The sequence below is a fragment of the Streptomyces sp. WI03-4A genome, from assembly GCF_033792105.1.
In the GTDB taxonomy this organism is placed as follows: Bacteria; Actinomycetota; Actinomycetes; order Streptomycetales; family Streptomycetaceae; genus Streptomyces; species Streptomyces collinus_A.
Genome location: NZ_JARAUO010000006.1, coordinates 211218 through 235068, shown reverse-complemented (window position 1 = coordinate 235068; position 23851 = coordinate 211218). Strand labels below are relative to the sequence as shown.

Below are 23851 nucleotides of genomic sequence, written 5' to 3'. Positions count from 1 at the left end.
GAACGCGAGATGCGCATCGGACTGCTGGGTACAGGCCCCTGGGCCCGGGCGGCCTACGCCCCCGCCCTGGCCGGGCACACCGGCCTGCGCTTCGCCGGGGTGTGGGGCCGCCGCCCCGAGGCGGCCGGGTCGCTGGCCGGGGAGTACGGCGTCCGGGCGTACGAGGACGTGGACGCGCTGCTGGCGGACGTGGACGCGGTGGCCGTGGCGCTGCCGCCGGCCGTGCAGGCCGGGATGGCGGTGCGGGCCGCCCGGGCCGGCCGCCATCTGCTGCTGGACAAGCCCCTGGCGCTGGGGGCCGCCGAGGCTCGGGCGGTCGCCGAGGCGGCCGAGCGGGCCGGGGTGGCGTCGGTGGTGTTCTTCACCACCCGCTTCCAGAAGGAACCGGAGGCGTGGATCGACGAGCAGGCCGCGGTGGCGGGCTGGTTCACGGCGCGGGCCCAGTGGCTCGGTGCGGTGTTCACCGCGGACAGCCCGTTCGCGGCCTCGCCGTGGCGGCGGGAGAAGGGCGCGCTGTGGGACGTGGGGCCGCACGCGCTGTCGGTGCTGCTGCCGGTCCTCGGTGACGTCCGGCAGGTCCTGGCGGCGGCGCACGGCCCCGCGGACACCGTGCACCTGGTCCTGGACCATGCCACGGGCGCGTCGAGCACCCTGACCCTGAGCCTGACCGCGCCGCCCGCGGCGGCCGGGGCCGACCTGGAACTGCGGGGCGATTCCGGGGTGGCGCTGCTGCCGAGGAGTTCCGAGGGCGCGGTACCGGCCCTGACCCGCGCCGCGGACGCGCTGCTGACGGCCGCGCGCACGGGACGCCCGCACGCCTGCGACGCCGGGTTCGGCCTGCGGGTCACCGAGATCCTCGCGGCGGCCGAGGCCCTGCTGGCGGGGGCGCCGGCCGACCAGGGATGAGGCGGACCGACCCGGGGGCGGCCACGAGGGGCGGGCCACCCCCGATGCCGCGCCGCGCACCGGGGGCCCGGGTGCCGGTGGCGGCGTAGCTTGGGGATGTGACATCGGTGCACGGCAGGTCGTCGCCTCGGAACCAAGGGGAGCGCGGCTGGCTGCGGGGTGCGCCACCGCCGCGCTGGGTACGGGTGCTGCCGGTCCTGCTGCTCGTCGGGGTGACGCTCGCCTCCCTCGTCACCCCCCACGCCTCCGACCTCGGCTTCCTGCTGGGCGCGATCCCGCCGCTCGCCGTCCTCTCCTACGGACCGGTGGCGACCGCCGTTCTCGGCGTGCTGGTCGTGGTGGCGCTGCACCTGCCGAACACCCATCTGAACCGGCCCGGCAACACCGATCTGCTCACCATCGTGTTCGTCGCCCTGCTGAGCGTGTTCGTCTCCTTCGTGCGCAGCCGTCGCGACGCCCAGCTGGACACGGAGCGCGCGATCGGGGAGGCGGTGCAGCGGGCCGTGATGCCGCCGTTGCCCGAACGCGTCGGCCGGGTCGGGTGCGCCGGCCTCTACCGCGCCGCCCAGGACGGGACCCTGGTGGGCGGCGACTTCTTCGACGTGCGCGAGGGGCCGCACGGCGTCCGCGCGGTGATGGGTGACGTGCGCGGGCACGGGCTGACGGCGGTGGCGACGGTGGTGTCGCTGCTGGGGGCGTTCCGGGAGGCGGTGCTCGACCAGCCCGACCTGGAGTCGGTCGCGGCCCGGATGGACCGCAGACTGGCGGTGGACTCGGCCGGGGTGCGGCACGGGGAGCTGTTCGCGACCGCGCTGCTGCTGGAGTTCACGGCCGACACCCGGGCGGTCCGGGTGGTCGCCTGCGGGCATCCGGCACCGGTGCTGCTGCACGCGGGCCGGGCCCGGGAGGTGACGGTGTCGGTGGCCCCGCCGCTGGGCCTCGGCCTGGTCGGTGTCGACCCGCCGAAGGAGGTCACGGTGCCGCTCGGGCCGGGCGACCGGCTGCTGCTCGCCTCCGACGGCGTCTGGGAGGCCCGGAACGCCGCCGGCTCCTTCTACCCCCTGGCCGAACGTCTTGACCGCTTCACCGACACGCCGTCCGCTGAACTCGCCGACGCCGTGTGGGAGGACATCGCCCTGCTGGGCTACGACGTGCGGGACGACGCGACCCTGTTGGTCCTGACGCCCGAGCCGCCGCCCGCCTAGGGGTGGGGCGGGGCGGGGGCTCGGCAGGAGCGGGGCCGGGCAGGTCAGCCCACGTCCCACAGGAAGCGGTGGGTGTGGATCCCGAAGTACGGGAAGGTCTGGATCTCGCGCACGCCGTCGAGGGGCCGCACCGCGTCGTTGACGAAGTCCAGCAGGTCCTTGGGGCCCGGCGCGACGACCTCGGCGAACAGGTCGAACCCGCCGGAGGTGAGCACCGAGTAGACCACCTCCGGGCGGTCGGCGAGGGCGTCGGCCACGGCGCGCGGGTCGCCGTCGACGCCGATGCCGAGCAGCGCCATGGCCTGCCCGCCCATCGCCATCGGGTCGGTGACGCCGACGACCTGCACGGCCCGTGAGTCCAGCAGGCGCTGCAGCCGCTGGCGGGCCGCCGAGGCGGACAGGCCGACCTTCGGGCCGAGGTCGGCGTAGGCGATACGGCCGTCGGTCTGCAGCTCGCGCAGGATGGCCCGGTCGGTCTCGTCCATGGGTGCCACGTCCCTCACCCCGCCAGCTCGGACAGGGCCGCGGCGAAGACCTCGGTGTGGGTGTCGACGTCCTGCTCGGTGGTGTCGGGGCACATGAGGGCCATGTTGTGGAAGGGGGTCAGCAGGATGCCCCGGTTGGCGAGGTAGAGGTGCAGGAAGTCCTCCAGCTCCGGATCGGCCGCCGCCGCGGACTCGGTGCCCGTGCGCGGCGCCGGTGAGGTGAAGCGGTACTCGGTGCGGGCGCCGAGGCGGCTGACGGACCAGGGCAGCCGGTGCGCCTCGACGCCGGCCAGGACACCCGCCTCGAAGCGCTCGGAGAGCTTCGTCATGTGGGCGAAGGCCTCGTCGGTGAGCACCTGCTCCAGGGTGGCCCGCATCGCGGCGACCGACAGCGCGTTGCCCGCGAGGGTGCCGCCGACGCCGCCCATGTCGACGAGGTCCAGGTCGGCGCGGCCCAGCAGCCGTTCGGCGAGGTCGGCGGAGAGCCCGTAGGCGCCGGCCGGGATGCCTCCGCCGATCGCCTTGCCGATGGTCAGCAGGTCGGGCTCCAGGTCCCAGGCGGCGGTGCAGCCGCCGGGGCCCGCGGAGAAGGTGTGGGTCTCGTCGTTGATGAGCAGGGTGCCGTGGCGCCTGGTCAGCTCCCTGACGCCGGCGAGGTAGCCCGGTTCGGGCAGGACGATGCCGATGTTGGTGAGGGCCGGCTCCATGAGGACGGCGGCGACGTCCCCGTGCGCCAGCTCCCGCTCCAGCCCCTCCAGGTCGTTGAACTCGGCGACCCTGCTGGTCAGGGTGACGTCGCAGGGGGCGCCGACGTTGCCCGGGCGGGCTGTGCCCCGGCCGTCCGGGCCGACGACGATCAGCGACTCGTCGACGCTGCCGTGGTAGCTGTAGCTGTTCACGAGGATCTTCGGGCGCCCGGTGACCGCCCGGGCGAGGCGGATCGCCCACCGGTTGGCGTCCGTCGCGGTCAGCGAGAAGCTCCAGCGGGCCAGGCCGAAGCGGCGGGTCAGCTCGGCGCCGACCCACTCGGCCTCCTCCGTGGGCAGCATCGCGGTGGCCCCGCCCAGGCCGGCGAACCGCCGGTCGGCCGCGTCGGTGACCGGGGCCGGCGAGTGACCGGCCATCGCTCCGGTGTCGCCGAGGCAGAAGTCGATGTACTCGTGCCCGTCCACGTCCGTGATCCGGGCGCCCCGGGCACCGGCCAGATACCGGGGGAAGGCACCGGCCGTCTTGTTCATCCAGGTCATCGGCACCCGGCCGAAGAGGTGGTCGGCCCGCGCATATGCCTCACGGGAGCGCGGGTTGCGGCGTTCGGCCTCGGCGCTCTCGCGGGCGAGGAGGGAGTGCAGACGCGTGCGGTCCATGGAGCTACCTCGGTGGATGCGGTGACGGAACAGTGGAAGCCTACGACCGAAAACAGCGCCGACACAAGCATGAGCGCTCGAATCGATTGCTGGAACGCTCGAATCGTGCGCGCGACACGCGGGGCGAGAAGCCGAGGGTGACGCGTCCCCCCTGCGGCAGCTGACGGAATCGCGTTCGGTGTTCGAACACATCGTCACAAACGCCATGCTGCGCCACCCCTTCCGCCAGGTAGAAATATCTACGAGCATGCATATGCCGGGTTGGCGTGCGGGCGCGCCGAGTGTCCGGCCACGGCCGTTTCCCACGCCTTGACGGACGAGCGAGGATCACCCGGAGCAGCGCATGACGAACACGATGTGGATGCGGGGTGTGGAGTGGCTGGCCGCGGCGGCGGCCGATCCGCGCGCCTGCAAGTGGGAGTGGGACCACGGCGAGGGCATCGCGCTGCTGGAGGCGGGCCGGTTCTGGGACGTCCTGAGCGTGCCCGAGCGGCTCGGACTGCTCACCCTGGACCTCCTGTGGCGGCCCGGGCTCCCGGTGCCGGGGCCCACGCTGGTGGACACCAAGGCGGGCCGGGTCGGGTTCCTGCTGCCGCCGGACCCGTCCGCGGCCTGGGTCGGCGCCGGCCTGCGGTACGCGACCAAGGGCTCCTGGGTGTCCGTCCCTCCCCCGTACCGGCCCGCCCGCTCACTGGAGTGGCTGATCCCGCCCGACGGCACCGGCGCCCTGCACGCGCCCGGCACCCTGGAGGAGGCGCTGCGGGAGGCCAACGGCACCCTGGCGGTCCTCGCCCCGCTGTGCGGCCAGTGACGGCTCGGGGACGCCCGGCCCCCGGCCGGACCTTCCCCGGCGCGCCGTGGACGCGGCCCGGCCCCGGCCGCTGCACGGCCACGGGCCGCCCCTGCGCCCGCCGCCCCGCGACGAGTTGGGCGTGCACCGGCCGGGCGGGGCGGTCCGCCGGGGCCCGGCGGCTCGCGCGCCCGCGGCCGACAGGCGGGGTGCGAGGGGCGCTCCTATGCTGAGAGACCGGGCTCCGACGTCTCGCCCACCGTGTGCCGCCCCACACGTGCCTGGAGGCAGCCCATGTCGCTCTCGTCCGCACGCCGTCGCAGGGGGGCCGCGCTCGTCGTAGTGGTGGGGACACTGGCCGTACTGCTCACCGGCGCTCCCGCCGGGGCGGTTCCGGCGACGGTGCCCGCCGTCCTCGTCGCCGGCTCCCCCAGCCCCTCACCGACCGGGCCGGACGTCCGCGTGATCACCCCGGACGTGGCACGCCAACTGGACGCCGCCGTACAGAAGGTGATGCGGGAGGCGAACGTGCCCGGCGTCACGGTCGGCCTCTGGACACCGGACCGGGGCAGCTACGTGGGCTCGTTCGGCGTCGCCGACAAGAGCGACGGCCGGGCCATGACGCCGGACCTGTACATGCGCATCGGCAGCGAGACCAAGACGTTCACCGTCACGGCGCTCCTGCAACTGGTGGACCAGGGCAAGGTCGGCCTGGACGACCCGATCGGCACGTACGTGGACGGCGTGCCGAACGGGGACACGATCACACTGCGGGACCTGGCCGGCATGCGCAGCGGCCTGTTCAACTACACGGAGGACGACGGCTTCTACAAGGCGTTCACGTCCGACCCGAACCGTACGTTCACGCCCCGGCAGTTGCTCGCCTACTCCTTCAAGCACCCGGTGATGTTCCGGCCCGGGGAGAAGTTCTTCTACTCCAACACCAACCTCATCCTGCTCGGCCTCGTCGTCGAGAAGGAGACCGGGCAGTCGCTCGGCCACTACATCCAGCGGAGCATCCTCGACCCGGCGGGCATGACGCACACGCTGTTCCCGGCCGGCAAGGAGTTCCCGGCCCCGCACGCGCAGGGCTACACGAACCAGACGGCCGACGGACGCATCGCGGACACGGCCGGCTGGAACCCGTCCTGGGCGTGGGCGGCCGGCGCGATGATCTCCCGCCAGGACGACCTGCGGGTGTGGGCCCGCACGGTGGCCACCGGCCAGTTCCCGGACGGGAGCTGGATGGTCAGCCCGGCCACCCAGCGGCAGCGGCTCATCACGCCGCCGACACCGATCCCGGGCGCGGGCTACGGCCTGGGCATCTTCGACGTGCAGGGCTGGATCGGCCACAACGGTTCGCTGCCGGGGTACGAGTCCCTGACCGTCTACCTCCCGTCGGCGCGGGCCACGCTCGTGGTACTGCTCAACACCGACGTCGACCACGACGGCCAGGAGCCGAGCACGCTGTTCGGCGAGGCGATCACCAGGATCGTGTCCCCGGCCCACGTCTTCGACCTGCCGGCCGAGCCCGCCGCCAGGTGAGCCGCGGCCCGGCCGACGGCGCGTGCCGGCCGGCCGGGTGTGCGGGTGGCCGGGTGGCCGGGGCTCCGGCGGGATCCGGCTGAGGCGCGCGGGGCTCCGACCGGTCCCCCGTTCCGGTCGTGCCCCGCGGCGCGATGAATCTACGCGGGGGGACAGGGCGGCGGGTATCGCGCCGGTGCCCTCCCGGGAGCGGCGAGGACTCACTCGTGCACAGGTGAGTCCGGTTCGTCCCGGTTCACCTGCCGAGTGCGGGTACGGCGAGGGCGCCGGTGGACAGATGGGCCAGGACGACCTCGTACAGGTCGCTGCCCATGGCCAGCAGCTGGCGTTCCAGGACGGGTTCGGCGGCCCGGACGTGCTCGCGCACGGTCTGGGCGTGGACGCCCAGGTCACGGGCCGTGCGCTCGGCGTTGGAGTCCGCGGCGAGCCAGGCGCGCAGGGTGCCGCGCAGGTCACGGCCGTCGCCGTCGAGGCGGCCGAGGAGGTCGTCCGCCCAGCTGCGCAGCGCGGCCGAGGTGAGCAGGTCGCCCAGGCGGGCGGGGGCCGGCGGGGGCGGCTCGTCGGAGTCCTGTGGTTCCCGCGCCGCCTCGGTGTTGAGCGCGAGGTGGGCGGCGGCGCGGGTGGCGAGGTCGGAGAAGTCGGTGCCGAGCAGGGTCTCGACCCGGTCCATGCGGGCGCGGACGGTGTTGCGGCTGACGCCGAGCACCTTGGCCGCGTTGACCGCGGTGAACTCCAGGCCCAGCCGGGTGGTGGCGAGGAGTTCGGCGCGGATGTGGTGGGGCAGCCGGTCCAGGGGCCGCAGTACGCCGGCGGACCAGGCGCGCAGCACGGCCGGCTCCATGAGCCGGGCGGGGCGGGTGCGTTCGGCGAAGACGGCCGTCTGGTCGGGGCGGAAACGGGCGACGGCGAGGGCGCTGATGGCCTGGGCGTAGGCGGTGGCGGTCCGGGCGAGGCGCTGGCGGAGGCTGCCGCCGAGGAAGACGCCGGGCCGGCCGTCGACCAGGGAGCGCAGCCGCTCCCCCGCCGCAGGGCGGGGGGTGACGACGATGACGTGGCCGTCCATCGCGGGGCAGCGCACGACGAGGGCCTCGCCGCCGGTGACGTCGGCGCAGTCCTCGGCGAGACGGTCCCGGTCCGCCGGGGAGCCCTCCAGGACGTAGACCCGGGCCGCGTCGGCCTCCAGCAGCCCGGGCCACAGGCCCGCGGCGACCCGGCGGGCGGAGACGGTGTCCTCCACCATCAGCAGTTGCAGGATGGCGAGGCGCAGATCGGCCGTGGCGCGCCGCAGCCGTCGCCCGGCCTCCGTCAGCTCCCGCTCGCGCAGCAGCAGTTCGAGGACGCTCGCGGTGCGGTTGACGATCTCGGCGGCGCGCCGGTCGAAGGGTTCGGGGCGGGAGACCGCGAGCACCGCGCCGGCGGCCGGGCCCTGCTGCGGGTGCGGTATCCCGACCATGCGGACATGGCGTCCGCCGTACTCCAGGGCGGCCGCGGAGATCCGGCCGGTGACGAGGTCGGCGAGGACGGTCTCGTCGAGGGCCAGGGGTGCGCCGGCGAGGAGGCCGCCCTGCGCGTCCCTGAGGCAGACCGTGGCCCCCACGGCGGGTCCGAGCCAGCCGACGACCCGGCGCGGTTCACGGCCCGCGGGGCGCAGGTGGCTCAGCAGCTGCTCCGCCCACGCGCCGTCGGTGTCGTGCGGCCGCCGGGTGTCGGGGGCCTCGTCGGCTCGGCCGGCCACGTCACCCATCTCCTCGTCCTCGGAAGTCCTGGGGTCGACCCCGGCTTTCGTCTCTGGACGTTACCCCAGGCCCCGAAAGTGCCCGCCACCTGCCCACCTACCGGAAGACACGGCTCCGCCGACGGCCCTGGGGGGGTGGACCGCCGGCGAAGACACCGCGACCCCGGGGCGGGGGGACGGCCCCGGGTGCCTCACCGGTCGGTTGCCCTGGATTCAACGACGTACACCTGACGAGTTTCGACGGGTGCCGGAGCCGGTTCCCGCCCCGCCGGACGCGCCCCGAACGCCGGGCCGTGCCGGTGCCGCGCGCGTGTCCCCCGCTGACGGGACTAAGCTCGGCGGATGGCGAAGTACTTCGACGTGCACCCCGAGAACCCCCAGCCGCGCAGCATCGGACAGGTCGCCGACGCGGTCCGGGAGGGTGCGCTCATCGCATACCCGACCGACTCCTGCTACGCCCTGGGCTGCCGGCTGGGCAGCCGGGACGGCATGGACCGGATCCGCTCGATCCGCCGGCTGGACGACCGGCACCACTTCACCCTGATGTGCCGAGACTTCGCGCAGCTCGGGCAGTTCGTGCACGTCGACAACGACGTGTTCCGGGCCGTGAAGGCGTCGACGCCGGGCAGTTACACCTTCATCCTCCCCGCCACCCGCGAGGTGCCGCGCAAGCTGCTGCACCCCAAGAAGAAGACCGTGGGGGTGCGCATCCCGGACCACGTGGTCACCCAGGCGCTGCTGGCCGAGCTGGGCGAGCCGCTGCTGTCCAGCACGCTGCTGCTGCCGGACGAGGAGGAGCCGATGACCCAGGGCTGGGAGATCAAGGACCGGCTCGACCACGCGGTGGACGCGGTGGTCGACTCCGGCGACTGCGGCACCGAGCCGACCACGGTGGTCGACTTCTCCGGCGGTGAGGTCGAGATCGTGCGGCGCGGCGCCGGGGACACCAGCCGCTTCGAGTGAGGGCGGGCGCGGGGGGGGGCCGGAGCGGGCCGCCGCCGCGCGGTGGATCTTGCGTGGCAGCATGGGCGGCACCCGCGGTGCCGGGCGGGCCCCTCCGCCCGGCCCCCATTCCTGCGAGGAGGGCCTTCTCCCCATGACCGACGTACAGGGAACGGCAGTCGACGTCCCGGCGGCCGACGGCGTCGCCGACGCCTATCTCGCCCACCCCGCCGACGGGAACCCCCGACCGGCCGTTCTGTTCTACCAGGACGCCTACGGCCCGCGCCCGTATCTGCGGTCGATGGCCGACCGGCTCGCCGGCGCCGGCTACACCGTCCTGGTGCCGAACGTGTTCTACCGGCTCGGCCGGGCCCCGGTGACCGAGCTGCCCGAGTTCATCGACCCGGGCGCCGACCCGACCATCTGGGAGCGGCTCGGCCCGATCGTGGCGTCCCTCACGCCGGACCTGATCGAGCGCGACGCGGAGTCCTATCTGCGCTGGCTGGCCGACAGTCCGCTCACCGCGGACGGACCGGTCGCGATCACCGGTTACTGCATGGGCGCCCGGCTCGCTGTGTGGACGGCGGCCGCGCATCCCGACCGGGTCGCCGCGGCGGCCGGATTCCACGGCGGGCGGCTGGCCACCGACGACCCGCGCAGCCCGCACCGGGTGGTCGGCTCCATCACCGCCGAGCTGTACTTCGGGCACGCCGGCGACGACGCCTCGCTGCCCGAGGAACAGGTCCGGCGCCTGGAGGAAGCCCTCACCGAGGCCGGGGTCCGGCACACGTGCGAGGTCTACGCGCACGCGAAGCACGGCTACACCCAGGCGGACACCCCCGCCTACGACCGCGCGGCCGACGAGCGGCACTGGGCGGCCCTGCTCGCTCTGCTCGAACGCACCTTCTGACACACCGTCCGGTGCCCCCGGCGACACCCCTTCTGACAGGCATTCCGGCGCCGCGTCCGGGCGCCTGCCGCACGGCGGGCGCCAGGGCGGATCGTGTCCAACGTATTGACATGCACGCGCCTCGACATGACGCTGAGAGCGCTCTCAAGCAGGTACGGACCAATTTCCGTACGACCCCGACCCCACACGGAGGTGGAGAGTGCTCCCCAGCATCACCCGCCCGGCGCTGCCCCTCACGGCCGCGGCGGTCCTGGCCGGCGGCCTCGTCGCGCTGGCCACGCCCGACCGCGCCGGAGCCGCCGTACCGGACACCATCCCTCTGAAGATCACCAACAACTCCGGCCGCTCCGAGCCGGTGTACGTCTACGACCTCGGCACCCAGCTGTCCTCGGGGCGGCAGGGCTGGGCCGACGCCAACGGCACCTTCCACGCCTGGCCGGCGGGCGGCAACCCGCCGACCCCGGCACCCGACGCGTCGATCGCCGGCCCCTCCGCGGGACAGTCGAAGACGATCCGCATACCGAAGTTCTCCGGGCGGATCTACTTCTCCTACGGCCAGAAGCTCGACTTCCGGCTGACCACGGGCGGGCTGGTGCAGCCGGCCGTGCAGAACCCGTCCGACCCCAACCGCAACATCCTGTTCAACTGGTCGGAGTACACGCTCAACGACGGCGGGCTGTGGCTCAACAGCACCCAGGTGGACATGTTCTCGGCGCCCTACGCGGTCGGCGTGCAGCGGTCCGACGGCAGCGTGAGCACCACCGGACACCTGAAGTCCGGCGGCTACAACGGGTTCTTCAACGCGCTGCGCGGGCAGCCGGGCGGCTGGGCCAACCTGATCCAGACCCGTTCCGACGGCACCGTGCTGCGGGCTCTCTCCCCGCTCTACGGCGTGGAGACCGGGGCGCTCCCGGCGAACGTCATGGACGACTACGTCAACCGGGTCTGGCAGAAGTACGCGACGTCCACCCTGACGGTCACGCCGTTCACCGACCAGCCGAACACCAAGTACTTCGGCCGCGTCTCGGGGAACGTCATGAACTTCACCAACTCCGCCGGCGCCGTGGTCACGAGCTTCCAGAAGCCGGACGCGGACAGCGTGTTCGGCTGCCACAAGCTGCTGGACGCGCCCAACGACAACGTCCGCGGGCCCATCTCCCGCACGCTGTGCGCCGGTTTCAACCGCTCGACGCTGCTGACCAATCCCAACCAGCCGGACACCTCGGCGGCGAACTTCTACCAGGACGCCGTGACCAACCAGTACGCGCGGAAGATCCACGCGCAGACGGCCGACGGCAAGGCGTACGCGTTCGCCTTCGACGACGTCGGCAACCAGGAGTCGCTGGTGAACGACGGCAATCCGCAGCAGGCCTATCTGACGCTCGATCCGCTGAACTGAGCGGAGCCGAACCGAGCGGACATGCCGACGGTCCCGCACCCCGGACTCGGGGTGCGGGACCGCGGTGTGTCACATCAGCCGGTCGTCAGGGCGGTGTCGTCCACGACGAAGCTGGTCTGGAGCGAGGAGTCCTCGACGCCGTTGAACTTCAGCGTCACGGTCGAGCCCGCCAGGGAGGACAGGTCGAAGGACTTCTGGCTGTAGCCCGAGGCCTTGTCCAGGTTCGAGTAGGTGGCCAGGGTCTTCGAACCGGCGGTCACCGTCAGCTTGTCGTACGCGGTGCTGGCGGTGGTCTCCGCGGTGTCGATGTGCAGGTAGAAGGTCAGGGTCGCCTTGCAGCCCGCGGGGATCGTCACCGACTGGGACAGGGTGTCGGTGTGCGTGGAGCCGTAGCCGTCCAGCCATGCCTTGTAGGACCCGCCGTGGGACGCCTCACCGGTGTCGGTGGTGATGACACCGCTGGTCGCGCTCCAGCCGGTGCTGCCCGACTCGAAGCCGGGGTTGGCCAGCAGCTGGGTCGACGTGCATCCGCCGCCGGTCGTGCTGACCGTCCAGGTGAAGTTCGCGGTGCCGGTCGCGCCGGTGGAGTCGGTCACCGTCACCGTGGTGCTGGAGGTGCCGGCCGTGGTGGGCGTGCCGGAGATCAGGCCGGTCGAGCTGTTGATCGACAGGCCGGCCGGCAGGCCGGTGGCGCTGTAGGTGAGCGCGCCGCTGTTCGTGCTGCTCGCCTGGACCTGCAGGCTGACCGAGGTCCCCACCTTGGAGGACTGGTTGCCCGGGTTGGTCACCGTCACGCCGTTGCCCGGCGGGGTGACGTGGCTGCCGACGTTGATGCCGGCGAACGCGTTGGCCACTCCGGCGTACTGGGTGGAGTTGGCGCCGTAGAGCGCGGTGGCCGCGTTCAGGGCCGCGGTGCGGGCGGCGGCGTAGTTGGTGCTGGACGTCATGTACGACGTCAGCGCCTTGTACCAGATCTGCAGTGCGGCGGCCCGGCCGATGCCGGTGACGGCGACGCCGTCCGAGGTCGGGCTGTTGTAGGTCACGCCGTTGATGACCTTGGTGCCGCTGCCCTCGGAGAGCAGGTAGAACATGTGGTTGGCGGGACCCGAGGAGTAGTGCACGTCCAGGTTGCCGACGCCGGAGTACCAGCTGTCGGCGGAACCGCCGTCCTTGCTGGGCTTGTCCATGTAGCGCAGCGGGGAGCCGTCGCCGTTGATGTCGATCTTCTCGCCGATGAGGTAGTCACCGGGGTCCGAGCTGTTGTTGGCGTAGAACTCCACGCCGGTGCCGAAGATGTCGGACGTGGCCTCGTTCAGGCCGCCGGACTCCCCGGAGTACTCCAGCCCCGCGGTGTTGGAGGTGACACCGTGGCTCATCTCGTGGCCGGCCACGTCGAGCGAGGTCAGCGGGTCGGCGTTGGCGGAGCCGTCGCCGTAGGTCATGCAGAAGCAGCTGTCGTCCCAGAACGCGTTCACGTAGGCGTTGCCGTAGTGGACGCGGGAGTAGGCGCCGACACCGTCGTTCTTGATGCCGCTGCGGCCGAAGGTGTTCTTGTAGAAGTCCCAGGTCTCCTGGGCGCCGTAGGCGGCGTCCGCACCCGCGGTGGCCGCGTTGGACGTGGTCCCGTTGCCCCAGGTGTCGCTGGTCTGCGAGAACAGCGTGCCGGTGCCCGAGGTGCCGCGGTTCAGGTTGTACGTCTTGTGACCGCCGCGCGTCCCGTCGGTCAGCGTGTACGTCGAGCCCGACTGGGTCGTGGTCAGCGTGACCTGGCCGCTGTACTGGGTGTTGCCGACACCGGTCTCGATCGCCTGGTAGCGGTACAGCTCCTTGCCGGTGGTGGCGTCGGTGACGACGTGCAGCCGGCTGGGCGTGCCGTCGTCCTGGAAGCCGCCGATCACCGTCTCCCAGGCGAGCTTCGGGGTCCCGTTGCCGGCCCAGATCACCTTGCGGGCGCTGTCGGTGGTGGCCTTGGACCCGGCGAGCGCCTTGGCGGCCTTGAGCGCCTTGGTCTCGGCGGCGGACTTGGTGTACGTCGCGGTGGTGGAGCTGACCTTGATCGTGTGCTTGTTGTTGAAGGTCGTGCTCACGGTGCCGGCGGCCAGGGAGGCCGGCGGGGTGTGCACGACCAGGTCGCCACCGAGGACGGGCAGCCCCGCGTAGGTGCGCTCGTAACGGGTGTGCAGGGTACCGTCGTTGTCCTTGACGACGTCCCTGACGACCAGCTTCTCCTTGGCGCCGAGCCCGAGGGTGCGGGCGGTCGCCGCGGTCCGCGACTGGGCGCTCTTGACCAGCGCCGAGTGCTGTGCGGGCGTGAGCTTGGCCTCGAGGCCGCCGCTGCGGAGCGGGCTGGGGTGGGGGCCTGCGGGCTTGGCCGTGGCCGGGCCCGCCTGAATACCGACGGCGAGGAAGGCCGCGGTGGAGACCAGTGCGGCTCCGACCATGGCGCGTCTGTGGGGAAGACGTCTCACTCGTACTCCTCCTGCTGCGGCCGCCGGGTCGCGGCCGGTGACAGACCCGGGCAGACGGGTGTGCTGCCCGGGGCGAGCTGAGCTGTGCGCGGGGACCGTGATCCGTGTGCACATGGGGAGGTGCTGTGTAGCGGGGGGAGGATTTCAGCTTTGTCCCGCACATGTCAGCGAGTTGACGGGCATTCGAGGGTTTTCCCTATGCCCCCGAGACCGATCCGCAACGCGGCCCGCGGGGCAGGCCATTGGGTCTCGGACAGGCCGGTTGTTACCGTGCACCGCGTGTCTGAATCGTCACGCGATACCGCGCAGGGCGCCGGCTGGGGAAGCTCCCGACCGGGCGTCTACCGGCAGTTGATGCCCGACCACGTCGAGAGGCTGTCCTGGCTGAACCCCAGGATCCTGTGGGCCGCCCGCAACGGTGTGCTGGCGTCGTGGTTCGGCGACCCCACCGGCCGGACCCGCGGCCGCTGGGTGGCGCGCCGGGCCGAGGCGGGGGCGCCCGCCGACAGGGTGATCCGGCGGGAGGTGCCCGACCGGTTCTCCTTCATGGTCGTCGGGGACACCGGCGAGGGCGGTGAGTCCCAGTACGCCGTGGTGCCCGGCTTCCTGAAAGCCGGTCAGGACACCGAGTTCGCGGTGATCGCGAGCGACGTCATCTACCCGGTGGGCCACGCGGACGACTACCGCGACAAGTTCTTCCGGCCGTACCAGGACTACCCGGCACCGATCTACGCGATACCCGGCAACCACGACTGGTACGAGGACCTCGGCGCGTTCATGCGCATCTTCTGCGCCGACCCCGCGCCGCTCGGCTCGGAGCCCGCGCCCCGCCCGCTCACCCGGGCCTGGTGGCGCGCCCTGCTCTGGCACCGGCCGCGCCCCGGCGACGAGGAACGCCTTGAGCAGGCACGGCGGTTGCGGTCCGCGCCGGGACAGCAGGCCGTGCAGCCGGGCCCCTACTGGGCGATCGACGCCGGGCCGGTGCGGATCGTCGGCATCGACACCGGGCTGCTCGGCACGATCGACGCGGAACAGGGCGCGTGGCTGCGGGAGGTCTCCCGGGGACCCCGGCCGAAGATCCTGGTCACCGGCTCCCCGCTGTACGTGGACGGCGAGCACCACCCCTGCCCCGTCGAAGGGGGCGGCACGGTCGACGACATCGTGCGCGACCCGGACCACCACTACGTGGCCGCGATCGGCGGTGACATCCACAACTACCAGCGCTACCCGGTCGACGTGGACGGGCGCACCGTCCAGTACGTGGTGGCGGGCGGCGGCGGCGCGTTCATGCACGCCACGCACACCATCCCGCGGGTGTCGGTCGGAGACGTCACCGAGCGGGAGTTCCGCTGCTATCCGCTGCGCGGCGACTCGCTGGCCTTCTACAGCCGCGTGTACGGCCACCGCTCGCGGCTGCGCCGCTTCTTCACCCTCACCGAGTCCGAGGCGACGGCCGTCGTCGCCGAACGGCTCGGCATCGAGCCCGGCAGGGCGCCCGGCCCGGACGCCCGGGTCACCCGGCGCACCCGTCTCGTCGCGAGCCTGCTGGGGGCCGGCGGCCGGCCGGACCGCGCCTCCCGGTTCCGGCTGCCGGTGCGCAAGATCTACACCCAGCTGTTCTCGCCCGGCTCGGCCACCTACAGCCCGCCGTTCTTCAAGTCCTTCCTGCGCCTGGACGTCACCCCGGACGCGGTGCGGCTGCGCTGCTTCGCGGCCACCGGCAACCGGGAGCAGGAGATCGATCCGCCGGTGGAGGACGAGGTCACCATCCCGCTGAACTGATCACACGGTTGTCACATCCGGCTGCGAGAATCGGGGACGGAGCCGCCGGAACCGGCGGAACCGCCGTACGACCGCCGGAGGAGCCCGTGCCGTCCACTCCCCGCCCGCTGCGCAGGCTGGGCTTCCTCACCATCGGCCTGTTCGACGGGTCCGACCCGGGCCCGGGTCACGCGTCCACGCTGGAGATCATCGAGCTGGGCGAGCGGCTGGGGTTCGACAGCGCGTGGGTGCGCAACCGGCACCTCCAGTACGGCATCTCGTCCCCGGTCGCCGTGCTGGCGGCCGCCTCCCAGCGCACCCGGCGGATCGAGCTGGGCACCGCGGTGATCCCGCTGGGGTGGGAGAACCCGCTGCGGCTCGCCGAGGACCTGGCGACCGTGGACATCCTGTCCGGTGGCCGGCTGAACCCCGGCGTCAGCGTGGGCCCGCCGATGCACTTCGAGCACGTGCGCGAGGCCCTCTACCCGGACACGGCGGACCGTGAGGACTTCGGCCCCGAGCGGCTGCGGCGGCTGCTGGACCTGGTGCGCGGCAAGCCGGCCACCGCCTTCAGCGGGACGGAGGGCTTCGAGGTGTTCTCGGACGTGGTCCAGCCGCACTCCCCCGGTCTCGGCGGCCGGCTGTGGTACGGCGGCGGCAGCCTCGACTCGGCGCGCCGGGCCGGCGAGCTCGGCATGAACCTGCTGACCAGCAGCGTGGTGAAGGCCGAGGGCCCGCAGGACGCCGCAGGGCCGCCGGACTTCGCGGGGATCCAGCTCTCCCACATCCGCGCGTTCCGCGCCCACCACCCCGACGGGGAGGCGGCCCGCGTCTCCCAGGGCCTGGTGGTGATCCCCACCGACTCCGCGAGCCCGGCGCAGCGGGCCAGGTACGAGCGGTACGCGGCCGAGCGCCTGCCCCGGACCGCCTCTCCGCAGGGCCCGGCGCGGCTGCTGTTCGCCCCCGACCTGGTCGGCACCTCCGACGAGCTCGCCGAGCGGTTGCACGCGGACGCCGCGTTCCGCGAGGTCGACGAGGTCGCGTTCGCCCTGCCGTTCTCGTTCGCGCACGAGGACTACGTGCAGATCCTGACGGACATGGCGACCAGGCTGGGCCCCGCGCTGGGGTGGCGGCCGGCCGGCTGACTCACCAGCGGCCCGCCTCGGTGCCGGTGACCGGCTCGGACGGCCTGCCGTCCACGCCCACCGGCACGTCACCCGTGAGCATCACCCGGTGCATGATCCGCGGGGAGCCGAGGTGGGCGCCGTCGCCGGGGGCCAGGTGGATGGTGGCGCGGTTGTCCCAGAAGGCGACGCTGCCGGGCTCCCAGCGGAAGCGGACCGTGTACTCGGGCCGTACGGCCTGTTCGAGCAGCATCTCCAGCAGGGCCGCGCTCTCGGGCCTCGAGACGTCGCTGATCTGCTCCAGGTAGTAGCCGTTGACGAAGAGCACGCGTTCCCCGGTCTCCGGGTGGACGCGGACCAGCGGGTGCACGGAGGCGACCTGGTGGCCGAGCAGGTGGCGGAGGTAGGCGTCGTCGCCGGGCCGGGGCTGGTAGCCGACACCGAGCCGGTGCTCGGCGCGCAGGCCGTCCACGAAGGCGCGGACGGGCGCGGAGAGCCCGGCGTAGGCGGCGGCCAGGTTGGCCCAGGTGGTGTCGCCGCCGTAGGGCGGCACGGTCTCCGCGCGCAGGACGGTCGCGGCCGGCGGGTCCACGCGGGCGCCGTGGTCGCAGTGCCAGCCGCGCAGCAGGGTGTGCCGGCGGCGCTGGAGCCATTCCTCGTGTTCCATGCCGAAGCGCCCGCCCAGCTCCAGCCGGTCGGCGGTGGTCTCCACTTCGGGGAAGCCGGCCGGTGAGGCGCTGCCGCGCCGGCCGGGCACGACCGGTTCACCGAACCGGCGGGCGAAGGCGACGTGCCCGGCGTGATCCAGGCGCTGGCCGCGGAAGAACACCACCTTCCAGCGCAGCACCGTCTGCCTGATCAGGGAAACGACGGCGTCCCCGAGCGGTCCGGCCAGGTCGACGCCGGTGATCTCCGCCCCGATGTGCCCGGCCACCGGCCGCACTTCGACGCCCTCGATGTCCGTGCCCTTGTCCGCCGCCATGCGCACTCCGCCGCTCGTCCGTCGCGTCGTCTCCACCGCCCCATTCCTACCCAGAAGAACGCCGGTGCGACGTCGTCCGGGCCGCCGTTGACAATATGCAGGCAATCACCTGCGTAATCGAGGTGGGACCACAGGGACGAAGAGGGAAAGAGGCCGACGCCATGGACACCACCCCGCTCCGGGACGCCTACCGCGCGCTGCTCGACGCCGCCGCCACGGTCGCCGGCTCCGCCGGACCCGCCCCCGTACCCCCGGCCGGTGAGTGGGACGCCGACCGGATCCTGGCGCACGTCTCCCTCGTCACCGCCACCACCGTCGCGGCCGTCTCCGCCGTCGCCTCGGGGGCCCGCACGACGTACGACAACCGCCTCGCGCTCGACACCTGGACCATCGACCGCACCGTCACGCTCGCCGGTGGCAACGTCGGGCTGCGCGAGCGCGTCCGCCTCCAGGGGGACGCGCTGTGCACGCTCGGCGGGCCCGCGCTCGGCGAGGCCGAACTCGACACACCGGTGCCCACCGTGCTGCTGTCCAACGGCACGCTGCTGGTCGACCAGCCGCTGTCGCTGCGGGACCTGCTGACGGGGCTCGCGGAGACGGAGCTGCCCGGCCACACGAAGCAGCTCCTGGCCCTGCTGCCCGACGGCGCCTGAGCACGACGCAAGCCTGGCGACTCAAGCCTGGCGACCCATGAGCCCGGCGGCCGCCACGCGGCGCGCTACCCCTCCTCGACCCGCTCCTGCCTGGCGCCGGGCCGGGAGGCGCTGAGGCTGCCGAGGATGTCCAGGAGTTCGGCGTCGCGGCTGCCGGGCCGGGCGTGGAAGACGACCAGCGTCAGGCCCTCGGCGCCCTCGACGGCGAGCTTGTTGGACTCCAGGTCCAGGTCGCCGACCTGCGGATGGCTGAGGTGGCTGGTACGGGCCCGCCGGGGCCGCACGTCGTGCCGGGCCCACAGCGTCCGGAAGCGGTCGCTGCGCAGGGACAGGTCGCCGACCAGGTCCCGCAGCCGCGCGTCGTCCGGGTCGGGCCCGGCGTGGGCGCGCAGGGCGGCCACCCCCTCCTCGGTGAGGTCCTCCCAGTCCCGGCGCAGGGCCCGCTCGGCCGGGTCGAGGAAGACGGCGCGCAGCAGGTTGACGCCGGGCCGGTAGTTCGGCGTGAGGGCGCCGGCGAGGGAGTTGGCGGCCAGGCAGTCGGTGTAGCGGTTCTGGAGGTAGGCGGGGTTGCGCGGCCAGCCGTCGATCAGCCCCAGCAGGCTCTCCGGCACCCGCTCCCGCCTGCCGCCAACCCGTGCCCGGGTCCCGGCCGGTGCCGTCGCGGGCCGCTCCCGGGCCAGTCCGAGGAGGTAGGAGGTGGCCCCGGCGTCGAGCCTCAGCACCCGGGCGAGGGACCGCAGGACCTGCGCGGACGGATTGCGGTCGCGGCCCTGCTCCAGGCGCAGGTAGTAGTCGGAGCTGATGCCGGAGAGCATCGCGACCTCCTCGCGGCGCAGCCCCGGCACCCGGCGCAGTCCCGAGCCTGGCAGTCCCACGTCCTCGGGCCTGACCTGCGCCCGGCGGGCGCGCAGGAACTCGCCGAGCGCGTTCGTACCGTCCATGACCCCACCGTACGGCCGTCGCGGTGGCCGTGACTGGCCCTGTCACTCCCAGGAACGCGGGGGCACTGCCGCCGAGCGGCCGTCCGGCGCACCGTGGAGAGCGAGGACGGGTCACCGGGGAACGGGTGGCCCGGCAGAGCGCGAGAGGTACGTGAGGTACGACATGACTGCACAGCTCGGCGGCACCTTCACCCCGGCCGGCGGACCGGCCCTGGCGCGTATGGGCTACGGCGCCATGCGGCTGGCCGGTCCGCACGTGTTCGGACCGCCCGCGGACCGGGCACGCGCCGTGGCGGTGCTCCGCGCGGCGGTGGAGGCGGGCGTCAACCACATCGACACTGCCGACTTCTACGGGCCGGTGGTGGTCAACGAGATCATCAGGGAGGCCCTGCACCCCTACCCGGACGGGCTGCACATCGTGACCAAGGTCGGGGCGCGGCGGGGCGCCGACGGCGGCTGGATCGTCTCCCGGCACCCGCACGACCTGCGGGCGCAGGTCCACGACAACCTGCGGAGCCTGGGTGTGGAGGCGCTGGACGTGGTCAATCTGCGGCTCGGCGACATGGACACCCCGAACGAGGACTCCGTGGCCGAGCAGTTCGGGGCGCTGGCGGACCTGCGGCGCCAGGGCCTGATCCGGCATCTGGGGCTCAGCGCGGCGTCCGCGGCGCAGCTGGACGAGGCGCGGGCGATCGCTCCCGTGGTGACCGTGCAGAACCTGTACAACCTGGCCCACCGGGAGGACGACGACCTGGTCGCGCGCACGGCCGCCGAGGGCATCGCCTTCGTGCCGTACTTCCCGCTGGGCGGTTTCGGCCCGCTGCAGTCGGAGGCGCTGTCCAAGGTCGCCGCCCGGCTGGGCGCCTCTCCGCAGCAGGTGGCCCTGGCCTGGCTGCTGCGGCGGTCGCCGAACATCGCGCTGATCCCGGGCACCTCGTCGCCCGACCACCTGCGGGAGAACATCGCCGCCGCGGCGCTGGACCTCCCGGCGGACGCGGTCGCGGAGCTGGACGCGATCGGCGGCTGAGGGGCGGCCCGCCCGGGTACCCGGGGCCCTCGGGCAGACGGACGGAAGGAGCGGCACGTGGCCACGGACGACCGGCTGCGGACCTACCGCGGCAAGCGCGACTTCGAGCGGACCCGCGAGCCGTCGGGGAACGCGGCGGCCGCCCCGGCCGAGCGGCCCCGGTTCGTGGTGCAGATCCACGACGCGCGCCGGATGCACTTCGACTTCCGGCTCCAGGTGGGCGACGTGCTCAAGTCGTGGGCCGTGCCCAAGGGTCCGTCGGCGGACCCCGGGGACAAGCGGATGGCGGTGCCCACCGAGGACCATCCGCTGGCGTACGAGGACTTCGAGGGCGTGATACCGAAGGGCGAGTACGGCGGCGGCACCGTGATCGTCTGGGACCGCGGCACGTACGAGCCGCTCAGCCACGACCGCCGGGGCCGCCCGGTGGACTTCGCGGAGTCGCTGGAGCGGGGGCACGCCTCCTTCCGGCTGCACGGCTCCAAGCTGCACGGCGAGTACGCGCTCACCCGGTTCCGCGGCGGCGCGGACGAGGAGGAGGCCTGGCTGCTGGTGCACAAGGGCGCCGCCCGGACGGCCGGGCACGGCACCCCGGACCCGCGCCGGGCCCGCTCGGTGCGCACCGGCCGAACCCTCGCCCAGGTCCTGGCCGACGACCGACGGGAGTGACGGGCGGCGCCGGGACGCCGACGCCCCGGGGGCCGGGCACCCGTCCGGCCGCATCCGGATCACGACGTTCCGGCCCCGACGTGGCTGAGATGCCTCTATGTTCGCGGCGACACCGGCCCGCGCTCCTGGAGGCTTCCGCATGCGCATCGCACTCCGCACCGCCATAACCGGCGCCGTGACCGCCGCCACCGTCCTGACCTGCGGCACCGCGGGGGCCACCCCGGCGGGGCCCGGCGTGACCGCACGGCTCATCAGCCGGACCACCGTCGGCGGCACCGACTACACCCTGCGGGAGATCACCATCCCGCCCGGTCAGAGCACCGGTTGGCACTACCACGACGGTCCGCTGTACGGCGTCGTGAAGCGGGGTACCCTCAGCCACTTCGACTCCGGCTGCGCCTCGGACGGCGTCTACCGGCAGGGCGCGCCGATCAAGGAGCCGGCCGGTCCCGGCAACGTCCACATCGGGCGCAACCTGGGCGACACCCCGGTCGTCCTGGACGTCCTCTACGTGCTGCCGCACGGCGCCCCGTTCTCGGAGGACGCGCCGAACCCGGGATGCCCGTTCCAGTGATCAGCCTCCGGGCAGGGGCTGTTCCGCCCAGATCGTCTTGCCGCCGCCGGTCTGCCGGCTGCCCCAGCGCTGGGTGAGCTGGGCGACGAGCAGCAGACCGCGTCCGCCCTCGTCGTAGGCGTGCGCCCGCCGCAGGTGCGGTGAGGTGGAACTGGCGTCGGACACCTCGCAGATGAGCGCGCGGTCGCGGATCAGCCGTAGCTGGATGGGCGGTTCGCCGTAGCGGATCGCGTTGGTGACGAGTTCGCTGACGACGAGTTCCGTGACGAACGCCATCTCCTCCAGGCCCCAGGCGGCCAGCCGTTCGGTGGCCGCCTGCCGGAAGGCGGCCACCTGGGCGGGGTCGGGCGGGACGTCCCAGGTGGCGACCCGATCGCCGCCGAGGGCGCGGGTGCGTACCAGGAGGAGGGCGACGTCGTCCGTGGGCTGCTCGGGCAGGACGGCCTTGAGGACGTTGTCGCTGAGCGCCTCCAGGGAGTCGGCCGGTGCGCCGAGGGCGCGGCACAGTTCGTCGGTGGCCCGGTCCGCGTCGCGGTCGCGGCCCTGGACGAGACCGTCGGTGAAGAGGGCGACGACCGACCCCTCGGGTAGCTGGATCTGCGTGGCCTCGAACGGCAGTCCGCCGACGCCGAGGGGCGGTCCGGCGGTCATGGGCACGAACTCGGGTGTGCCGCCGGGCAGTACGAGGACCGGGGCCGGGTGGCCGGCGGCGGCCGTGCAGAGCCGGCGGGAGACGGGGTCGTAGACCGCGTAGAGACAGGTCGCGCCGAGTTCGGCGACCTCCTCGCCGCTGTCGTCGGAGGCCAGGTGGGTGACCAGGTCGTCGAGGTGGGTGAGGAGTTCGTCCGGGGACAGGTCGACGTCGGCGAGGGTGCGCACGGCGGTGCGCAGCCGGCCCATGGTGGCCGAGGAGCGGATGCCGTGCCCGACCACGTCGCCGACGACTAGGGCGACCCGGCTGCCGGAGAGCGGGATGACGTCGAACCAGTCTCCGCCGATCCCGGCCAGCGAGCCGCACGGCAGGTACCGGTGGGCCACGTCGACCGCTGCCTGCCGGGCCAGTCCCCGGGGCAGCAGGCTGTGCTGGAGGGCGTGGGCGGTGCTGCGTTCGCGGGCGAAGCGGCGGGCGTTGTCGACGCAGACGGCGGCGCGGCTGGCGAGTTCCTCGGCGAGGACGGCGTCGTCGGGGGCGTAGCTGTCCGGGTGGGCCGCGCGGACGCACACCGCGACGCCGAGGGTGGTGCCGCGGGCCCGCAGCGGCACCGCGATCATGGAGTGGACGGCCTCGCGGAAGCGGCGTCCCTCGGGCGAGCGCGCGTTGCGCTCGGCGAGCCAGTCGTTGAACGTCGGCTCGCCGGCCTGGCCCAGTACGGCGCGGCCCTCGCGCAGGGCCCGGGCCGGGGGCGAGAGCGGCAGGTAGACCTCCGTCTCGCCCAGGTTCACGGCCGCGCCCGGGTTGCCCGGCCGGGTGGAGCCGTGGGCGACGCGGCGCAGCAGGACACCGCCGTCGGGGATCATCGGCGGTTCCTCGTCGCCGAGGACCCAGTCGAGCAGGTCGACGCTGGCGAAGTCGGCGTACTGCGGCACCAGCAGCTCTACGAGTTCCTCGGCGGTGCGCACCACGTCCAGGGTGGTGCCGATGCCGGTGGCGGCCTCGTTCAGCAGGGCGAGGCGACGCCGGGCCCAGTACTGCTCGCTGCTGTCGAAGGCGGCGAGGGCGACGGCGGTGAGCTCGCCGGAGCCGTCGCGCAGCGGCCACATCTCGATGCTCCAGGCGTGCGCCCCGTTCGGGGCGGGGACCTCGGTGCTCTCGTAGCGGACGGGGCTGCCGGTCTCGGCGACCTGACGGAGGTGGCTGACGAATCCCTGGCTGTCCCCGGCGTCCCCCACGGTCTCCAGGACGAACCGGCCGAGCAGCGACTCCTCGGTCACGCCCATCGTCCGGCACGCGGCGCTGTTGGAACGTACGTAGTGCTGGCGGAGGTCGAAGACCGACATGGACATGGACGCCTGTTCGAAGGCTTGGGCGGCCACCATGGTCCCGGGCGGTTCGGCGGTGACGACGTGCCCGGCCGGCGCGCCGTCGGGGCCGAGGACCGGGCAGGCGGTCAGGGTCAGCTCGACCGGGTGGCCGTCGCGGTGCCGCAGGACGACGGTCCCGGTCCGGGCGGCGAGGGCACCCGCGGGCACGTACCCGGCGAGCAGGTCGCCCGCCGGGCGGCCGACGACCTCGTGCGCCGCGTGGCCGGTCAGCAGTCGCGCGCCCTCGCTCCACCCGGTCACCCTGCCCTGGGCATCGATGATCGCCGCGGCCGCGAGACGCTCCATAGCCCCCAGGATGATCCGATCGGGCCGGTGCCTCAACCGCGGC

Annotated in this window: 20 protein-coding genes; 13 read left to right on the top strand and 7 right to left on the bottom strand. The window is 73.5% G+C overall.

Annotation, left to right across the window (positions count from 1 at the left end; translation table 11 throughout):
- Positions 1 to 9: 9 nt before the first annotated feature.
- Positions 10 to 906, top strand: coding sequence for a Gfo/Idh/MocA family protein (locus PV343_RS10030; protein ID WP_319146476.1), 897 nt, complete (start codon positions 10 to 12; stop codon positions 904 to 906).
- A 98-nt stretch (positions 907 to 1004) separates the two neighbouring features.
- Positions 1005 to 2111: a PP2C family protein-serine/threonine phosphatase gene (locus PV343_RS10025; protein ID WP_319146475.1), complete on the top strand. Its 1107-nt coding sequence runs from the start codon at positions 1005 to 1007 to the stop codon at positions 2109 to 2111.
- A 44-nt stretch (positions 2112 to 2155) separates the two neighbouring features.
- Here PV343_RS10025 and PV343_RS10020 read toward each other — a convergent pair whose 3' ends face one another.
- Together PV343_RS10020 and PV343_RS10015 are read right to left on the bottom strand one after the other, a co-directional pair.
- Positions 2156 to 2596 (bottom strand): Lrp/AsnC family transcriptional regulator, encoded by a 441-nt coding sequence (locus PV343_RS10020; RefSeq protein ID WP_317441536.1) that lies wholly within the window; start codon positions 2594 to 2596, stop codon positions 2156 to 2158.
- A gap of 14 nt (positions 2597 to 2610) precedes the next feature.
- Complete coding sequence (locus PV343_RS10015; protein WP_319146474.1) at positions 2611 to 3960, bottom strand: transaminase; 1350 nt, start codon at positions 3958 to 3960, stop codon at positions 2611 to 2613.
- Positions 3961 to 4303: 343 nt separating this feature from the next.
- Between PV343_RS10015 and PV343_RS10010 the strand changes: the two genes are divergently transcribed.
- Positions 4304 to 4771 carry a hypothetical protein gene (locus PV343_RS10010; RefSeq protein ID WP_319146473.1) on the top strand — a complete coding sequence of 156 codons (468 nt, stop codon included), beginning with the start codon at positions 4304 to 4306 and terminating at the stop codon, positions 4769 to 4771.
- A gap of 273 nt (positions 4772 to 5044) precedes the next feature.
- Positions 5045 to 6295, top strand: a complete 1251-nt coding sequence (locus PV343_RS10005; RefSeq protein ID WP_319146472.1) for a serine hydrolase domain-containing protein — start codon at positions 5045 to 5047, stop codon at positions 6293 to 6295.
- A 235-nt stretch (positions 6296 to 6530) separates the two neighbouring features.
- Here the strand turns inward: PV343_RS10005 and PV343_RS10000 are convergent, their stop codons facing one another.
- On the bottom strand, positions 6531 to 8039 hold the full coding sequence (locus PV343_RS10000; RefSeq protein WP_319146471.1) for a helix-turn-helix domain-containing protein: 1509 nt from the start codon (positions 8037 to 8039) through the stop codon (positions 6531 to 6533).
- A 333-nt stretch (positions 8040 to 8372) separates the two neighbouring features.
- On the opposite strand from PV343_RS10000, the gene PV343_RS09995 reads away from it, so the two are divergent.
- The 3 genes from PV343_RS09995 to PV343_RS09985 all read left to right on the top strand — a co-directional run bounded on the left by PV343_RS09995 (position 8373) and on the right by PV343_RS09985 (position 11281).
- Positions 8373 to 8993, top strand: a complete 621-nt coding sequence (locus PV343_RS09995; protein ID WP_166662872.1) for an L-threonylcarbamoyladenylate synthase — start codon at positions 8373 to 8375, stop codon at positions 8991 to 8993.
- A gap of 133 nt (positions 8994 to 9126) precedes the next feature.
- The gene (locus PV343_RS09990; RefSeq protein WP_319146470.1) at positions 9127 to 9882 is read left to right on the top strand and encodes a dienelactone hydrolase family protein; all 756 of its coding nucleotides are present in this window, start codon (positions 9127 to 9129) and stop codon (positions 9880 to 9882) included.
- A gap of 199 nt (positions 9883 to 10081) precedes the next feature.
- Positions 10082 to 11281, top strand: coding sequence for a glycoside hydrolase family 64 protein (locus tag PV343_RS09985; RefSeq protein WP_319146469.1), 1200 nt, complete (start codon positions 10082 to 10084; stop codon positions 11279 to 11281).
- Between the two features lie 74 nt (positions 11282 to 11355).
- Here the strand turns inward: PV343_RS09985 and PV343_RS09980 are convergent, their stop codons facing one another.
- Positions 11356 to 13722, bottom strand: coding sequence for a M4 family metallopeptidase (locus PV343_RS09980; protein ID WP_319146514.1), 2367 nt, complete (start codon positions 13720 to 13722; stop codon positions 11356 to 11358).
- A gap of 306 nt (positions 13723 to 14028) precedes the next feature.
- On the opposite strand from PV343_RS09980, the gene PV343_RS09975 reads away from it, so the two are divergent.
- Both PV343_RS09975 and PV343_RS09970 read left to right on the top strand, forming a co-directional pair.
- A complete protein-coding gene (locus PV343_RS09975) occupies positions 14029 to 15531 on the top strand; it encodes a metallophosphoesterase family protein (protein WP_319146468.1) in 1503 nt (500 codons plus the stop codon).
- An 86-nt stretch (positions 15532 to 15617) separates the two neighbouring features.
- Positions 15618 to 16655, top strand: a complete 1038-nt coding sequence (locus tag PV343_RS09970; RefSeq protein WP_319146467.1) for an LLM class flavin-dependent oxidoreductase — start codon at positions 15618 to 15620, stop codon at positions 16653 to 16655.
- A 1-nt stretch (position 16656) separates the two neighbouring features.
- Here the strand turns inward: PV343_RS09970 and PV343_RS09965 are convergent, their stop codons facing one another.
- Positions 16657 to 17616, bottom strand: a complete 960-nt coding sequence (locus PV343_RS09965) for a TauD/TfdA dioxygenase family protein (protein ID WP_319146513.1) — start codon at positions 17614 to 17616, stop codon at positions 16657 to 16659.
- A gap of 161 nt (positions 17617 to 17777) precedes the next feature.
- Here PV343_RS09965 and PV343_RS09960 point away from each other — a divergent pair, with 161 nt between their 5' ends.
- Complete coding sequence (locus PV343_RS09960; protein ID WP_319146465.1) at positions 17778 to 18269, top strand: hypothetical protein; 492 nt, start codon at positions 17778 to 17780, stop codon at positions 18267 to 18269.
- 65 nt (positions 18270 to 18334) lie between these two features.
- Here PV343_RS09960 and PV343_RS09955 read toward each other — a convergent pair whose 3' ends face one another.
- Positions 18335 to 19210 (bottom strand): helix-turn-helix transcriptional regulator, encoded by an 876-nt coding sequence (locus PV343_RS09955; protein WP_319146464.1) that lies wholly within the window; start codon positions 19208 to 19210, stop codon positions 18335 to 18337.
- Between the two features lie 163 nt (positions 19211 to 19373).
- Between PV343_RS09955 and PV343_RS09950 the strand changes: the two genes are divergently transcribed.
- The 3 genes from PV343_RS09950 (at position 19374) to PV343_RS09940 (ending at position 21480) form a co-directional block, all read left to right on the top strand.
- Entirely contained in the window at positions 19374 to 20237 is an 864-nt protein-coding gene (locus PV343_RS09950) for an oxidoreductase (protein ID WP_319146463.1), read from the top strand.
- Between the two features lie 57 nt (positions 20238 to 20294).
- Positions 20295 to 20906, top strand: a complete 612-nt coding sequence (locus PV343_RS09945; RefSeq protein WP_319146462.1) for a DNA polymerase ligase N-terminal domain-containing protein — start codon at positions 20295 to 20297, stop codon at positions 20904 to 20906.
- A 139-nt stretch (positions 20907 to 21045) separates the two neighbouring features.
- Positions 21046 to 21480, top strand: coding sequence for a cupin domain-containing protein (locus PV343_RS09940; RefSeq protein ID WP_319146461.1), 435 nt, complete (start codon positions 21046 to 21048; stop codon positions 21478 to 21480).
- Here PV343_RS09940 and PV343_RS09935 read toward each other — a convergent pair whose 3' ends face one another.
- Positions 21481 to 23808, bottom strand: a complete 2328-nt coding sequence (locus tag PV343_RS09935) for a SpoIIE family protein phosphatase (protein WP_319146460.1) — start codon at positions 23806 to 23808, stop codon at positions 21481 to 21483.
- Positions 23809 to 23851 lie beyond the last annotated feature (43 nt).